The sequence below is a fragment of the Chitinophaga niabensis genome (genome assembly GCF_900129465.1).
In the GTDB taxonomy this organism is placed as follows: Bacteria; Bacteroidota; Bacteroidia; order Chitinophagales; family Chitinophagaceae; genus Chitinophaga; species Chitinophaga niabensis.
On sequence record NZ_FSRA01000002.1, the window covers coordinates 528,479 to 544,009 of the forward strand.

A 15,531-nucleotide genomic window follows, 5' to 3' on the forward strand; every position below is an offset into this window, starting at 1 on the left:
TATATATTGGTTATATGGAAGTTACGCAAAAATTGCCAAAGCCTGCTTAATCCTTTCGATCGTTTCCTCTTTACCCAATGTTTCTGCGATCACAAATACCGGCGGGCCAAATTTCCCTCCGCATAACATAATGCGGAAAGGTAATTGCAACTCTCCCGGTTTAATGTTCTTTGCAGTAGCCAGTTGTTTGAAGTTATCTTCCAATGCTGCAAATGTAAAGTCCGGCAGTGCGCCGATCTCCGTGATCCAGGATTCGAAGAAAGCCTGTTTTTCCGGCGTCCACTTAGGTTTTACGGCTTCTACATCATATTTGTCCGGCCGCACGAAAAAGAAGAAACCATGGTCCCAGATCTCATTGATAAAGTGGCAGCGTTCTTTCACCAGCCCGGTTACCTTAGCTACATAGGCTTCTTCAGGTGCCAGTCCTTTTTCAGCTAATACAGGCTGGAAAAGCTTTGCCAGCGTGGCATCATCCTTCTTCACGATATACTGGTGGTTGAACCATTTCGCCTTATCATAATCGAATTTGGCGCCGCCTTTATGTACTCTTTCAATAGAGAATTGCTGTATCAGTTCATCAATGGAAAATATTTCCTGTTCGGAACCGGCATTCCAGCCCAGCATGGCCAGCATGTTCACAAATGCTTCCGGCAGGAAACCTCTTTCGCGGAAACCCTGCGTGAGTTCATTTGTTTTAGGGTCCAGCCAGTTCATAGCATAAACGGGGAAGCCTAAACGATCTCCATCCCTTTTGCTCAGTTTACCATTACCATCCGGTTTCAGGATCAATGGCAGATGCGCCCATTGTGGCATTTCCGCTTCCCAGCCCAGGTATTTCCATAACAGGATATGCACTGGTGCGGAAGGCAGCCATTCCTCACCCCGGAAGGCATGAGAGATCTTCATGAGATAATCGTCTACCACTACGGCAAGATGGTAAGTGGGCATGCCATCTGCTTTCAGCAATACTTTATCATCCACCGTGCTGGTCTGAAAACTCACTTCTCCCCGGATCATATCTGTAAAGGCTACCGTTTCATTTTCCGGCATCTTAATACGGATCACATGAGGAGTGCCTTTTTCCAGCAAAGTTTTTACTTCAGCAGCATCCAGCGTGAGGGAGTTACGCATTGTTTTGCGTACGGAATGGTTATACTGCGGAGAGTGGTTGCCTCGTGCTTTTTCCACCTCCCGCATAGCTTCCAGCTCCTCGGGGGTATCAAAAGCATAATAGGCGAAACCTGCGTTCACCAGTTGTTCTCCATACTGCCGGTAGAGGGCTTTCCGCTCACTTTGGCGGTAAGGGGCATAAGGCCCTCCTTTATGAGGACCTTCATCAGCTTCCAGGCCGCACCAGCGAAGGCATTCCAAAATATATTCTTCCGCCCCCGGCACAAAGCGGGTTTGGTCTGTATCTTCTATCCTTAATACAAAATCTCCACCATGGTGGCGGGCGAACAGGTAATTGAACAGCACCGTTCTAACACCGCCGAGGTGAAGACCGCCAGTAGGGCTGGGTGCAAAGCGTACTCTTACTTTTTTCTGACTCATACGGCGCAAAAATAATAATTTCGGGCTTGGGAACGAGATTTCAAATCCTATAATGTATGTTCTATTTTACGAAAACACCCGCTTTCCTCAAATCACTGTACAAAAGCTGTATCTGGAACTTCTCTCCGGATGTGCCCACCGTCTATCTCACTTTTGATGACGGCCCGCATCCTAAAGCCACCCCTTTTGTGCTGGAGCAGTTGAAAAAGTACAATGCAAAAGCTACTTTCTTCTGTATCGGGAAAAATGTAGTGGAATATCCGGAGATCTATCAGCAGATCCTGCTGGATGGGCATGCCGTAGGAAACCATACGCATAACCATGTAAACGGCTGGAAAGCCGGTACCGAAACCTATCTCGCTAATATCAAAGAAGCCGCGAAATATATCCGTTCCAATCTTTTCCGCCCTCCCTACGGACGGATCTCTCCCTTCCAGGTCAAACAACTGAAAGGTGATTACAGGATCATTATGTGGGATATCCTGAGTGCGGATTTTGATACTTCCATCAGTGGAGAAGACTGCCTGCAGAATGTTGTATTCAAATTGCAAGCCGGGTCTATTGTTGTATTTCACGATAGCGAAAAAGCATGGGACAGACTGAGCTATGCTTTGCCCAGGGTGCTGGAACATTGTGCCCGTAAAGGATTACGGGTGGAAGCTATTGTATAAAAAAACGCCACAACCCTGAGGTTATGGCGTTTAGCATATGTTTGGAGAAATATTATCTCGGTAAAGTGATCTCTTTTGTTTTATCACCTACGGTCAGTACTGCTTTGTTATCACAATCACCATTACCATAGTCAAGGCTGGCTTTGAATGAATTCACAGAGAGTTCCACAACACCTTTACCTACATAAGGGCAAACGATCTTGCGTATCAGGCCGGATTTGATAGCAACAGTAGCGATCACACTGCTATCCTTCAGGCTGCCATTACCCTTTAATTCATAAATATCATCGCTGATCACCCATGGAGTGTTGGCACCTTCTTTCTGTGTTAAAGTGCGGTTACCGCTGTAAGTAACTGCATGTCCATTAGGCCAGGTGAGCTTACCTTCAGCCACGGTATAAGAATAACCGAAACCATCACCGGAAGAAAGGTTTTGAATGGTTTGCGTTCCTTCTACTTTGATATCGTTCACATAATAGTTATCGAAAGTTACTGTTGCCACAGCACCAGGGCTTACAAAGATCTTATCTACAACGATCTTGAGTTTACCTTTGCGGGTACGGTTACCATCAGTACATCCTCCTTTAAAATCGATGATGATCGTTTTAGGGTAGGTCTGAAAGTCTGCCGGATCAATGCTCAAGGCCACGCCTTCACATCTGGAATAATCATTCCAGGTTGAACCGGGAGCTTTTCTATTTCCACCATTCAGGTCGGATTCAGTAGTATTATAATCTAAAGCAATAGTGAAGGCATCTTCATACAGCGCATTCACTTCAGCTTCCTGCTGAGCGGCAGCGATTGTTTGATTATCCCTTTTGTCATCGGCACCTGCTTTATCATCTTTCTTACAGGCAAAGAAAATGGTAATAGCGCCAATTGCTAATGCGGTTACGGAGAGTACTTTGTTGGTGTTAAAATAGTGTTTCATCAGAACGGTTTTAATAGGTATTGGCTAATTGAGAAGTACCTTTGTGAAAAGGTTTAAATTAAATATTAGGATTTTCCAGAACTTAAAGATAAACAATTAATTGAAAAAAACTATATATAATGATCTGGATTGACACGCATGCCCATTTATACTCCCCTGAGTTTGATCCAGATAGGAGCGAAATGGTCACCCGGGCCATCCGGCAGGGGGTAAACAGGCTGCTGATGCCCAATATTGACGAGGACTCCATACCCGGGATGTTAAGCCTGGAGGCTGAATTTCCGGAGGAATGTCTCCCCATGATGGGCCTGCACCCCTGTTACGTGAAAGAAAACGTGGAAGTACAGCTGGCTATTGTGCAGGACTGGTTATCAAAGCGGAAATTCTGGGCAATAGGGGAAATAGGGCTGGATTTTTACTGGGATAAAACTTTGCTGGATCAGCAATACGCTGCTTTCCGCCAGCAGATCAGGCTGGCCATCGAACACCAGCTCCCCATTGCTATCCATAGCCGGGAAGCCACCAGGGCCTGTATAGATGTGGTAAAAGAACTGCACAACGGAAGCCTCACTGGTGTATTCCATTGTTTTTCAGGCACTAAGGAAGAAGCACAGGAGATCATAGACATGGGATTTTACCTCGGTATAGGCGGAGTGGTAACTTTTAAGAAAGCAGGCCTGGATGTACTGATGACCGATATTGACCTTCAACATGTTGTGCTCGAAACAGATGCCCCTTACCTGGCACCAGTACCTTATCGTGGTAAAAGGAATGAAAGTGCCTATATCCCATTGATCGCTCAGAAGCTCGCAGATGTAAAAAATCTAAAAATTGAGGAAGTAGCTGCAATTACTACAGGCAATGCCCGGAAATTATTCAAAATGCACTAACTGATAAGTGAATACATTTGCATGCAATTCTATAAGAGATAAATGACGAAGATTTTAATCATCTATACCGGTGGTACCGTTGGGATGATCTACGACGAAAAGACGACTGCATTACGGCCCATCGGCTTCAATGAGATCAGGAACAACCTACCTGAGCTTTATCGCATGGGAATTGACTTCTACGTTTACGCCTTCAATCCTCCCATGGATTCCTCAGACATGCTGCCGGAGATCTGGACGGAATTAGCCAGCATTATTGAAGACCGTTACGACCGTTATGATGGATTTGTGATCCTCCATGGCTCTGACACCATGGCCTTCACTGCTTCAGCGCTCAGCTTCATGCTGGAAAATCTTTCCAAACCCGTGATCCTTACCGGTAGCCAGTTGCCCATCGGCAAGATCCGTACAGATGCTAAAGAGAATATCATCACCGCCATGGAAATTGCTTCCACCAAAAGCAATGGCCACTGTATGGTTCCCGAAGTCTGCATTTATTTCGACTTCATGCTTTTCCGCGGCAACCGCGCCAAGAAGTACAACGCTGAAAAGTTCGAAGCCTTCTACTCCATGAACTATCCTGCCCTGGCTGAAGCCGGCATCGATATCAAATACAAGAATAACTACGTACTGCCTGGTCCTGAAAAAGGATTGATCGTACACAAGAACCTGGACCCTAATATCGGGGTACTGAAAATATTCCCGGGCATTACCCGCCGCGCTGTGGAAGCTATTGTGAATACACCCGGCATGCGGGGTTTGATCCTGGAAACATTCGGAAGCGGTAATGCTACTACGCAAGCCTGGTTCACAGAATGCCTGCAAAAGGCGGCGGATAAAGGCATCCTGATGGTGGATATCACACAATGCGATGGTGGATCTGTTGAATTAGGGAAGTATGAAACCAGTCAGCATCTGCAAAAGATCGGCGTAGTGAGTGGGCATGATATGACATTTGAAGCTGCTACTACCAAGTTGATGTTCCTGTTAGGGCAGAACATTCCCATGGATGAGATGAAGCGTTTGATCGAGTTGCCGTTGAGAGGTGAATTGACGCCGGCGACGGAGATATTGCCTTAAAGGTGGTGGCTGTAAGCAGATCAGGCTTTGCGATGTATGTTTGTTGCTATATAAAGTTGGTGTTTTTCAGATCCCTGCAAGCATCCCTTTCAGCACCTGCACATCCTTCTTCAACTTACCTAATACGATCTGCTGCTTTTCCTTTACCGGCAAAGCCTCCTGTGCTTTACTCAACAACTCATATTCGAGATGCAGCGTAATAGGAACATGGATATTATATTCTTTCACTTTTTGAAAGAATGCTTTAAAATTCACCATCCCCTCTCCGAGCGGCACATTCTGTAAGGTATTGTTCACCCATTTACAATCTTTTATCACCAGGGTATTGATGTGTTCCCGGATAAGCTCCAAACCCAAAGGCCAGCTGTTAGCGCCTTCCACAGTAGCATGGCGGATATCATATTGCACACCGGCATACTTCGGATCTACGTCTTTGATCATCGCATACAAGTCCCATACACTTGCACCCACCTTCAGACCTGCATGATTCTGGTAGGCTGCCTGGATGTTTAATTGGCTATTTAGTTTTGCCAACTCCTTTAACTGCTGGCTACGGACCCTGATACTCTCCTGGATAGATTTTCCTTTTATATAATCATACCAGCCCATACGGTAGTATTTCACTCCCTGATCAGCCGCAGTTTTCAGTAAAGTATCTGCACCTTCCGCCTCCAGGATGGCTGTAGTCATCAATGTTGTTTTGAGGCCTGCGTCCCTGGCAGCTTTTGCAGCCTTGGGCAGATCTGTGGTTACCCTTTCCGGTAATACATGCCCTTCCGGCCGAACGGTATAATCCACCCCATCCAGACCGGCTGCAGCGAAGGTTTCACAGAGCAACTGGTAATCCATCCATTGAAAGGGTTTGGAGAATGCATGTATTTCCCAGTCTTTCCTTAATTTAAATGAGGAAAACGGCAATGCAGCTCCGGCCATGGCAATGGTTTGAATAAAATCCCGTCTGTTATATGGCATGATGTTGGGTTTTCTGTTTCTAACAAAGTACAAATCTCTTCTTAATGAAAAAAGACTTCAGTTCCTTAAAACGCCCGAAGTACCCCATGCCGGACTTCATTGAACAGGCGCTAACGAAACACAAGCTGTTTGAGGCTTATGAAAACAGGCCGCCCTATCAGCAAAACGATTATATCCACTGGATCAGCAGTGCTAAAAGAGAGGAAACCAGGCTGAAAAGGCTGAACCAGATGCTGGATGAGCTTAAAAAGGGTGGGAAGTACATGAACATGGTTTATAACGGCAAATAGATATAATTAAAACAAATACGGCATTTACTTGGATTTTTTAGACAAAGGCATATCTTTGCAGCCCCGAATGAATAATTTGGGACAACGGAAAGGTGCAGGAGTGGTTGATCTGGCTCGCCTGGAAAGCGGGTATACCGCAAGGTATCAAGGGTTCGAATCCCTTCCTTTCCGCTAAAAGGGACTTATCATAAAAGTAATGGTAAGTCCCTTTTTCTTTATAAGCGAAATTGCCCAACTGGTGGGCAATTAGCTGAAAAATTAAATTCATCTTAGGGGTTCGAAATGCCCGTTTTTCCCGATCATATACAATTCCCTCCGGAAAGATCAATTTTTGTAATTCCTCTTTTTGGGTCGCTTCGCTGGAACGCCATGCTACACTGAGATTGCGCGTAAAAGACAAGGTTTTTTTCAGAGCTTCGGGTAGGTTCGAAATGCTTTTTGCACATTCTGTCAGTTCCTTTAAAATTTTGGCCCTTTCCTCCTGATACCGGTTATTGAATTTGTTGTACACTTCCAGTGTTACACTCTTCAACAAAAGGCTTTCCTCGGCATCTTCTATTTTCTTTTCTACTGCTGCCAGCTGTTTCTTTAAAGAGGCTTCCTTTTCAACATTGTCTTTTGAGCATTCCTCATAAAACCTTTCCATTTCGTACTGTATGGGTGCCATTAATTCCTCTGACACTTGTAGGGTAGTTAACAGGTCTTCGAATAATTGATGAAGCTCTGCGGCATTACGGTTGCATTTACATCCATTGGTACGGCACTTATAGTAATAGAACTTCAAGACCTTCGTTTTGGTCTTTTTACGCCTTTCATAGCCCGTTAATGGCTCCCCACACCTATCACATTTTAAAAACACCTTCAACGGCAGGTAGTCATTTTCTTTTTTATGAACCTGATTGCCGGGGCTATTAATAAACGGAAATTGCCAGCTAACGATCCTTACATGGAGCGTATGAAGAAGGTATTACAGTCCTTGCGCACTTTTATGAAGTCAGCTAAGAAAACTGACACCCTGCACATTCACCAGGCTGTGCTGAATGGTATTCATGATGTCTTAAACGGCTGTGGGTGCGGTTGTGGCGGCAAAAATGTGGTCATGGCGGTTTACACGGACTGGATTTACCAGACAATAACCAGCAGGCTCTACCGCCAGACGCGGTGGTGAATAGTATGGATTTTGCCAAAATGCAGTTTAAAACGCTTGGATTTACAGGAAAATGGCTGGAATTAATAGGTGATCCGTCAGGTAATTTTACCGCAATGGTGTTCGGTAAGCCTAAAATGGGCAAATCCTATCTCTGCATTGATTTTGCCTCCTACCTGGCTCAAAACCATGGCAAGGTGTTATATGTGGCAAAGGAAGAAGGGCTGGATTATACCCTACAGGAGAAACTGAATGCAGCCAAACACCCTGATTTGTTTGTAACCGGTGAGTTACAGGCCGATCTTTCACCCTATGACTTTATATTTCTGGATAGTGTTAGTCGGCTGGGGCTAACCCCGGATCAGATAAGGAACTTGAAAGCACAGTACCCCACCAAATCATTTATATATGTTTTCCAGTCCACTAAACAAGGAAACTTCCGGGGAGAAAATAGCTTCCAGCACGATGTAGACGTGGTTATAGAGGTGCCAGAGAAAGGTAAAGCTGTGCAGATGGGGAGGTTTAATCAGGGAGGTGTTATGTTTTTTTAAAAATAGACTAAATATAATCTGAATATACAATTGGCCCATTATTAAGCGATAGGCAGTACGCTTTCTTAAGTTAAATCTTGTGTTGCCCTGCTTTATAAAGCTGTATTAACTAATTGTGAAACTATGTATATTTAATAATTACAGGTACATTGGTAACGAGTAAAATTAATTGCCTAACAATGTTTGAACAGATTAAAGAAGAAATAAAAGCTTCCTACTATCAAGACAATTTCTCTAATGAAGGCCAACGATTTATAGCCTGGTATTTGAGGAATATTCACCTTCGTGATATGGTGGAGGCCAAAGATGATATTACAGACGGGACAGATGATAAGCAGATTGATGCTATTGTAATTGACGATGAGAAAAATTCAGTTTTCATTCTTCAAGGGAAGTTTATCGGTGGAGATAAAATTGATGCAGAACCTTTACGTGAAGTTTTGTCGTCTTGGGTACAGTTAAGAAACCTTGTTAGGCTCCAACAAGTTGGCAATAATAAATTAAAAAGAAAGTTGTCAGATGTTGCACGAGCACTTGAGGACGACTATGAGATAGCATTTGAGTTAATTACAACTGGCACACCCACAATTGCTGCCCAAAATGATCTTGCAACTTTTCAACAGCAACTTGCAGAATTATCTGAAAAGGATGACTTGATATGTACTATTTCAATCATTGATAGTGACGAAATTAGAAGGAGATACGATTTAGCGCTAGAAAAAGAAAATCCCCTTATAAATCATATAATTGATCTTTCGGCAGGCCACTTTATGTATGAGACTCTTGCTAATACTCAAGTTGCCATTGGAGCACTTCCCCTTAAAGAATGCATAAAAATTCCGGGTATTAAGGATGGAACATTATTTCAAAAAAATGTCCGCCAAAGCTTAGGACTGAGCAATACAGTAAACAAGGGGATTAGGCAAACAATTTATGGCGATAAGCATAAAGATTTCTTTTTCTTTCATAATGGTATTACAGCAATATGTAATAAAATGGAGAAGAAAGATACTCAACTAAGACTTAAAGGCCTCAGTGTGGTAAATGGTTGTCAATCGCTTAATACGATTTTAAGTTGCAGTGAAAGAGTGAAAGAGTTGGAGGATACATATGTATTATTTCGTTTCTATGAGATACCACAAAGAGACAGAGCTGATAGAATTAGTATCAGTACAAATTCTCAAAGCGCTGTAAAACCAAGAGATTTGCGAAGTAACGATAAGCGAGTATTGAACATAAAAAAACAATTTGAGCAGAAGTATTCGCAAGGTTACTTCATAACTAAACGTGGGGAAGTTCCCCCAGCTGATAAATCAAAAGAGCTAGTACTAGACTTTTCAGACTTAGGTAAATTTTTGATTGCATGGCATTCACAAAGGCCCAATATATCTTACAGCGAGACAAAGATATTTGACAAATATTTTGAACAGCTTTTCAAGCGAGAATATAAACCCGAAAATGCACAGGCACTAAATTTTTTCTTCCAGGAGATTTTAAAAACATGGAGTAAGGAAAACCCTCTAGGTTTAAATGAAACATTGCTTGCAATGAAGGCATATGCGCCCTATCATCATCTTTACGCGGTAGGTATGTGCTTCTCAATTTCAAATAACCAAGCGGAACGAGTTCCTTTTCCCAGTAGATGTTATGAAAAAGCAAACAAAGAGGGGATGATCACCGAGTTGATTAAAATTGCTGGGGTAAGCTTAAATATGGCTCTAGAAGCTGCAGCAAATGAACCGCAATCCCAAAATAGAGTTTTCAGTCCGCATAACTGGATCAAAGCAAAAAGTTGTTTAGCTGGGATTAATGGAGCTATAAGGAACTATTTCAGCATGTTGCCGCTCATGCCAGGCGGTCAAGAAATAAAAGGAAAGCTCAATAAAATGCTGGAATTAAAACCTGATGATTTTGAATATAGATGGGCATCAGATTAAGGTCTATTAGTTTAAGAGAAAAATAATTTAAATAAAAAAACAAGTATAAAATGACAGATGTTAATAATTTCTTACTAACAGAAAATATTACAGTTGGACAGACGAAGCAATGGATAAAAAATAAAAACGAACAGTCTAAAGAGAATTTAATTAAACTGATAAATCATAGATTTTATAATCGTTATGTAAAACACTTAAAAAAAATAGATAGTGGATTCTTAAAAATGGCGATCTCCTGCTTAATGATTGAAACAATGGAGTCTTTTGTGCAGGGGAAAAAAAATACTAAAGGAAAAGGTGTGGGTTTGAAAATGTTTAAAGACTTTTTCAAAAGAGAAAGTAAACTTTTTCCCAATTTCGATTCAATTGCCGTAGATTTTTATTCAAATATCAGATGTGGTATTCTACATCAAGCCGAAACAACGAATGCTTGGAGAATTCTTAGAAAGGATTCATTGCTTGATAAGAAAAATAAGACAGTAAATGCTACTAAATTTGTACTTGCCTTAAATAAATCTTTGGGGAATTATATTAAAGATTTGGAGAGAAACGATTTTAATTCGCGAATTTGGAAAAATGCGATTGTAAAATTGGAGGATATCTGTGAAAATTGTAAAGTAAGCTACTAGAAGACCTATGATATTACCATAGTACATCTTATAAAGTGAATTGGATTAGTTTTCAATATTTCCCCTATTCTATAAAATCAAGGAAATAATAAGGCTTCAAATGGAAGTATATGCGAGTAACTCGTCTAAATATTTATGTCGCATCTCCTAAACAAAGTATGTTTGTCAAATATATTCAATAAATTGTATAATAAGTGTCAACAATTGTAATACTTTTCTAAATTTGCGTTTAGATAATCGATACAAAATGACAGAACTAGGCTTATTTCTTGCCAAAAAGTCCGTAAATAAGGCCGCAATTTCCAGAAGAACCGGTATAAGTAAATCTCGGTTGACTCAGCTTACCTCCAGTGCTAGTACGAAACTACGTGCTGATGAATTATATTTAATCGGTTTAGCTATCGATATAGATCCAGGAGAAATGCTCAATGAGATATTCAAAGAATTGAAGTTGAAAAACGAAAAGTAAAGATGATTACAAAAGAAAATTTTAAAGAGCTTTTAATTACTATAGGGTTTCTAGGTAATCGGGATTTATTCACAAAAAAATATCCTGAAATAGACGCTTATCTTAAAGTTGATTTTAAAAATGGAAAGCTTATCTATCCTGAGGATAAAGGCCTTAAGGTCAACGAGAGGCAAACGTGTAACTTTGGACAAAACGAGAATTTTGTAGTATTTGAGTGCGTAAACAGACTTTTTGAAAAAGGTTACAAACCGAATCATATTGAACTTGAACCAAAGTGGAAACTTGGCCATGGAGCCAGTGGAGGCCGTGCTGATATAATGGTTAAGGACAATTCTGGAAAATCTTTAATAATCATTGAATGCAAAACAGAAGGAAAGGAATTTGATATTGCTTGGAAGAAAACTCTAATCAACGGAGGTCAAATATTGTCTTATGTAAAACAAGCAGGTAGTACCCAATTTGTATGCCTATATTCTTCAGATTATCAAAATGGCAAGGTTGTTTGGAATAATTATCTTATTACTTTAAAGGACAACGAAAAATTGCTTCTAGAACTTGCAGAAAAGTCCCCTCTTTCTTTTGAAAAGGCAAAAGGGCTTGATGTGGAGGATATTTTTAAAGCTTGGAGTGAAACTTATCAACAAGATTTTGCAACTAAAGGAATATTTGAAGATGATATTCCTGCCTATGAGATTGGGAAAACTAAATATTCTCTTAAAGATTTAAATACAATAAGCAGTAATGATATTCAGGGAAAATATCATGAATTTGCAACAATTTTACGTCAGCATAATGTATCAGGTCGCGAAAATGCTTTTGACAAATTGGTAAGCTTATTCTTATGTAAAATAGTTGATGAAACTAATAATCCCGAAGAATTAAAATTTTACTGGAAAGGTATTGCATATGATGATCAATTTAGTTTAATTGATCGTCTACAAAAACTTTATCAGGATGGCATGCAGCGCTTTCTAGGTGAAGATGTTGTATACATTAGCGCAGATCAAATTGACAAAGCGTTTGATTTTTTCAAAAACGATCCAGACGCTACAAAAGACACCATTAAAAAATATTTCAGAGAATTAAAGTTCTTTAATAACAACGACTTCGGTTTTATTGATGTGCATAACGAAAAGCTGTTTTATCAAAATACAGCCATTCTTTTAAAGATTGTTAAAATGCTTCAGGATCTTCGGCTGAAAACAGACAGTGAATCTGCCAGCGAAGAAAACCAGTTTTTAGGCGATATGTTTGAAGGATTTCTTGACCAAGGTGTGAAACAGTCAGAAGGGCAATTTTTTACGCCAATGCCTATTGTAAAGTTTATCCTTAAATCACTCCCTCTCGAGGATATTATTACCAAACGAGATGAAATACCGAAAGTAATAGATTTCGCATGCGGTGCCGGACATTTCCTGAATGAGTATGCTAAAGAAATCAAATCGATAGTCGAAAAGCAGAAGGAAGGCAATGTAACAGACTACTATGAAAATGTATTTGGCATAGAAAAAGAATATCGATTATCCAAAGTGGCTAAGGTTTCTGCTTTTATGTATGGACAGGATAATATCAACATTGTCTATGCTGATGCCTTATCTTCCGGCAAAGCTATGGACGATAAAAATATCAAGGATGGTAGTTTTTCTCTCTTGGTAGCTAATCCTCCATACAGTGTAAAAGGGTTCCTCGAAACTCTTACTGAAACGGAAAGGAAAAAGTATCAGCTCATTGAAACTGTTGAAGAAAGAAGCTTTTCAAGCAATAATAGTATTGAAACATTCTTTATTGAACGGGCAAAACAGTTGCTAAAACCTGGAGGTGTGGCCGGAATAATTGTGCCTTCGTCTATTCTTACTAAAGGGAAAGCTAAGAGTACATCCCGGTCAACAAATATCTATGTAGCCACACGTGAACTTTTATTAAAGTATTTTGATATTGTGGCTATTGCAGAATTTGGGAGCGGGACATTTGGTAAAACAGGTACGAATACCGTTACCCTTTTTATTAGGCGAAAAAAGGAAAATCCGGCACCAGCAGACCACTTCAGGAACCGGATTAATGCTTGGTTCAACTTTGATAAAACTAAAGACGGGCTGTTTGAAGACGAGCATCTTTTAAAGCAGTATTGCAGTCACTTAGAATTAAAATTTGCAGATTATCAAACTCTTTTAAAAGGGGAACCTAATGAAGAATTACTTAGTACCGAAATTTTCAAAGATTATCAACGGGAATTTGACAAGTGGTCTGATATACAAAACCTCAAAAAGAAGAGTTTTTTTAAAGAACTTACGAAAGAAAAGCAAAATGCGGAAATAAAAAGACGTTTAGCCTCTTACCTTATTGACAATGAGAAAGAAAAGCTCTACTATTTTGTATTAGCAAGTCAGAATCCTCAAAAAGTATTGATCATTAAAAGCCCATCAAAAACTACAGAAATAAAAGAATTTCTGGGCTATGAATGGAGTGCAGCTAAAGGAAATGAAGGAATTAAATATTTAGGCGGTATTCAGTTAGGGAAATCCGAAATTGATGACAATGAAGATGAAAATTTGGAATTAGAAGAGGATGATAAACGCGTTTTGAGCAATATTTTCAATTTAAATAATATAAACACTCCGCTTTATGATCCTAAAAACAAACTTAATACTGAGAAAATTAACTATCTGATCCATCAGAATTTTAAAGGTGAAGATTTTGAAATACCTGAATCATTGGGCTCAACGACTATATACTCTGATTTGGTTGATATGATGAATTTTAAACTGCCAAATTTTAATAAATCAATCAGTCTTTCCCCGAGTAGTACAATAAAAATTGAGTCTAAATGGGAACTTAAAAAGCTGTCTTCTGTAGTCGACATAATTAGCGGGGGGACACCTTCGACTACTGTTGCGGAATATTGGAATGGCACCATCCCTTGGTTAAGTGTGGCTGATTTTAATAATGGAAATCGCTTTGTCTCAGAAACAGAAAAAACTATAACCCAATCGGGATTTGATAATAGCAACACAAATTATCTTGTTCCTGATGAAATAATCTTATCTGCACGAGGAACTGTTGGAGCCTTTGCACAAGTCGCGAAGAGGATGACATTTAATCAATCATGTTATGGTTTGAGAGCTAAAAACGGAATAACTAATTCGTACTTATATTACGTTCTTGGAGAACTACTCATGCAGTTCAAAGCAAAAGCATATGGAAGCAAGTTTGACGCAATAACTGTCAGTACTTTTGACGAAATATTAATTCCTGTTCCTCCTCCGGAAGTTCAAAAACAGATTATAGATACCTGCTCAGCTATTGATAAAGATGCGGAAAATGCACGAAAATCGCTATATGATTTAAGAAAGGAAATTCAGGATCTTTTTGAAGAAGCTTTTTCCAAAGCAAAGACTAATTTTAGGATAAGTGATACTGATTGTTTCGAAATTTCGATCGGCAAACGTGTATTAAAGACTGAAATTAATAATATTGGAGTTGGTATTCCTGTTTATAGTGCAAACGTATTTGAACCCTTCGGGCATATAAAGAAGGAATTGCTTGAAAGTTTTGACGTACCATCTGTCCTATGGGGAATTGATGGTGATTGGATGGTAAATTATATTCCTGAAAATAAACCCTTTTACCCAACGGACCATTGCGGGGTATTACGCGTAAAAAGCGATAAAATTGATCCTAAATATTTGGCCTGGGTGCTTCAAAAAGAAGGAGAACGGATAAGATTTTCTCGAACCAATCGGGCGTCGATGGATAGCATGAGAAGCCTTAGTGTAAGAGTACCGTCTAAAGAAATTCAATCCAAGCTAATTAAAGAAGTTTTCAAGAGAGAAGTGAAAATTGAGGAGTTGCAAAAGATTATCATAGGAATCGCCAAACGTAAAGAAGTGGTAATTAAGTCTTATTTAACTGGAGTGACTGAGTCCGAAGCTGCTAAGGAGACGAAGTCGAAAAAAGCATATCAAAAGAAGAAGTGAAACGACAGCTAAACAATAATATATATCAATGGTTGGATTTTCTAAAAACAAGATTTGTCTAAAGAATTTCACCAATCTTCTGGCGAAAATCTTTTAGAATGAAATTTTCAATTAAATTAAAAAATCTAAATATTTGGCTTGTCGGAACTACAGACAATTCTGTTGTGAATTAGTTTCTCTAAATCGGCCATGAATCGGTTCGAAATCAGTCCCTCGTAGCCCGCAGATAAAAAAAAGCACTGGAAATCAGTGCTTTTTTTTATAGTTAAATGGGAAAATCCAATTCACTTCTAAGCTGATAAAATATCATAAGGCAAGCTTTAGTGAGAAATACAAATATCAATTTTGTTGCTCCCAAAAATCTCTTCATAAAAGCTTTAAATCCTCCGGTAAGTAGTTCGAGTTTTGTACCAACAGGTTGGTTTAACACCTAAGTGTT

Annotated in this window: 12 protein-coding genes, 1 tRNA gene and 1 pseudogene; 10 read left to right on the forward strand and 4 right to left on the reverse strand. The window is 39.9% G+C overall.

What is annotated here, in order from left to right; translation table 11 throughout:
• Positions 1 to 21: 21 nt before the first annotated feature.
• Positions 22 to 1,551, reverse strand: coding sequence for a glutamate--tRNA ligase (gene gltX, locus BUR42_RS19020; protein ID WP_074241006.1), 1,530 nt, complete (start codon positions 1,549 to 1,551; stop codon positions 22 to 24).
• Between the two features lie 56 nt (positions 1,552 to 1,607).
• Between gltX and BUR42_RS19025 the strand changes: the two genes are divergently transcribed.
• On the forward strand, positions 1,608 to 2,222 hold the full coding sequence (locus BUR42_RS19025) for a polysaccharide deacetylase family protein (RefSeq protein ID WP_074241007.1): 615 nt from the start codon (positions 1,608 to 1,610) through the stop codon (positions 2,220 to 2,222).
• Between the two features lie 52 nt (positions 2,223 to 2,274).
• Here BUR42_RS19025 and BUR42_RS19030 read toward each other — a convergent pair whose 3' ends face one another.
• A complete protein-coding gene (locus tag BUR42_RS19030) occupies positions 2,275 to 3,153 on the reverse strand; it encodes a hypothetical protein (protein WP_074241009.1) in 879 nt (292 codons plus the stop codon).
• Positions 3,154 to 3,272: 119 nt separating this feature from the next.
• On the opposite strand from BUR42_RS19030, the gene BUR42_RS19035 reads away from it, so the two are divergent.
• Together BUR42_RS19035 and BUR42_RS19040 are read left to right on the forward strand one after the other, a co-directional pair.
• Positions 3,273 to 4,043: a TatD family hydrolase gene (locus BUR42_RS19035; RefSeq protein ID WP_074241010.1), complete on the forward strand. Its 771-nt coding sequence runs from the start codon at positions 3,273 to 3,275 to the stop codon at positions 4,041 to 4,043.
• A gap of 42 nt (positions 4,044 to 4,085) precedes the next feature.
• Positions 4,086 to 5,123 carry an asparaginase gene (locus tag BUR42_RS19040; RefSeq protein WP_074241011.1) on the forward strand — a complete coding sequence of 346 codons (1,038 nt, stop codon included), beginning with the start codon at positions 4,086 to 4,088 and terminating at the stop codon, positions 5,121 to 5,123.
• Between the two features lie 66 nt (positions 5,124 to 5,189).
• Here BUR42_RS19040 and BUR42_RS19045 read toward each other — a convergent pair whose 3' ends face one another.
• On the reverse strand, positions 5,190 to 6,095 hold the full coding sequence (locus BUR42_RS19045; protein ID WP_074241013.1) for a sugar phosphate isomerase/epimerase family protein: 906 nt from the start codon (positions 6,093 to 6,095) through the stop codon (positions 5,190 to 5,192).
• Between the two features lie 44 nt (positions 6,096 to 6,139).
• Here BUR42_RS19045 and BUR42_RS19050 point away from each other — a divergent pair, with 44 nt between their 5' ends.
• Entirely contained in the window at positions 6,140 to 6,385 is a 246-nt protein-coding gene (locus tag BUR42_RS19050; protein WP_074241014.1) for a YdeI/OmpD-associated family protein, read from the forward strand.
• An 86-nt stretch (positions 6,386 to 6,471) separates the two neighbouring features.
• A tRNA-Ser gene (locus BUR42_RS19055) sits at positions 6,472 to 6,556 on the forward strand.
• A gap of 538 nt (positions 6,557 to 7,094) precedes the next feature.
• Here the strand turns inward: BUR42_RS19055 and BUR42_RS30175 are convergent.
• Positions 7,095 to 7,244 (reverse strand): annotated as a pseudogene (locus tag BUR42_RS30175) (recombinase zinc beta ribbon domain-containing protein); the annotation flags it as partial.
• Between the two features lie 218 nt (positions 7,245 to 7,462).
• Here BUR42_RS30175 and BUR42_RS19070 point away from each other — a divergent pair.
• The 5 genes from BUR42_RS19070 to BUR42_RS19090 all read left to right on the forward strand — a co-directional run bounded on the left by BUR42_RS19070 (position 7,463) and on the right by BUR42_RS19090 (position 15,092).
• Positions 7,463 to 8,083 carry a P-loop NTPase family protein gene (locus tag BUR42_RS19070; RefSeq protein ID WP_143197519.1) on the forward strand — a complete coding sequence of 207 codons (621 nt, stop codon included), beginning with the start codon at positions 7,463 to 7,465 and terminating at the stop codon, positions 8,081 to 8,083.
• Between the two features lie 179 nt (positions 8,084 to 8,262).
• Entirely contained in the window at positions 8,263 to 10,020 is a 1,758-nt protein-coding gene (locus tag BUR42_RS19075; RefSeq protein WP_074241019.1) for an AIPR family protein, read from the forward strand.
• 50 nt (positions 10,021 to 10,070) lie between these two features.
• A complete protein-coding gene (locus tag BUR42_RS19080; protein WP_084185704.1) occupies positions 10,071 to 10,649 on the forward strand; it encodes a hypothetical protein in 579 nt (192 codons plus the stop codon).
• 247 nt (positions 10,650 to 10,896) lie between these two features.
• Entirely contained in the window at positions 10,897 to 11,118 is a 222-nt protein-coding gene (locus BUR42_RS19085) for a helix-turn-helix domain-containing protein (RefSeq protein ID WP_074241021.1), read from the forward strand.
• A 2-nt stretch (positions 11,119 to 11,120) separates the two neighbouring features.
• A complete protein-coding gene (locus tag BUR42_RS19090) occupies positions 11,121 to 15,092 on the forward strand; it encodes a restriction endonuclease subunit S (protein WP_074241023.1) in 3,972 nt (1,323 codons plus the stop codon).
• The last annotated feature ends 439 nt before the right edge of the window (positions 15,093 to 15,531 follow it).

Bases quoted from the DNA above. Each gene is read 5' to 3' on its own strand.
- BUR42_RS19050 (WP_074241014.1), top strand. From the start codon at position 6,140: ATGAAAAAAGACTTCAGTTCCTTAAAACGCCCGAAGTACCCCATGCCG.
- BUR42_RS19045 (WP_074241013.1), bottom strand. From the start codon at position 6,095: ATGCCATATAACAGACGGGATTTTATTCAAACCATTGCCATGGCCGGA.
- BUR42_RS19025 (WP_074241007.1), top strand. From the start codon at position 1,608: ATGTTCTATTTTACGAAAACACCCGCTTTCCTCAAATCACTGTACAAA.
- BUR42_RS19085 (WP_074241021.1), top strand. From the start codon at position 10,897: ATGACAGAACTAGGCTTATTTCTTGCCAAAAAGTCCGTAAATAAGGCC.
- gltX (WP_074241006.1), bottom strand. From the start codon at position 1,551: ATGAGTCAGAAAAAAGTAAGAGTACGCTTTGCACCCAGCCCTACTGGC.
- BUR42_RS19075 (WP_074241019.1), top strand. From the start codon at position 8,263: ATGTTTGAACAGATTAAAGAAGAAATAAAAGCTTCCTACTATCAAGAC.
- BUR42_RS19040 (WP_074241011.1), top strand. From the start codon at position 4,086: ATGACGAAGATTTTAATCATCTATACCGGTGGTACCGTTGGGATGATC.
- BUR42_RS19030 (WP_074241009.1), bottom strand. From the start codon at position 3,153: ATGAAACACTATTTTAACACCAACAAAGTACTCTCCGTAACCGCATTA.
- BUR42_RS19090 (WP_074241023.1), top strand. From the start codon at position 11,121: ATGATTACAAAAGAAAATTTTAAAGAGCTTTTAATTACTATAGGGTTT.
- BUR42_RS19035 (WP_074241010.1), top strand. From the start codon at position 3,273: ATGATCTGGATTGACACGCATGCCCATTTATACTCCCCTGAGTTTGAT.
- BUR42_RS19080 (WP_084185704.1), top strand. From the start codon at position 10,071: ATGACAGATGTTAATAATTTCTTACTAACAGAAAATATTACAGTTGGA.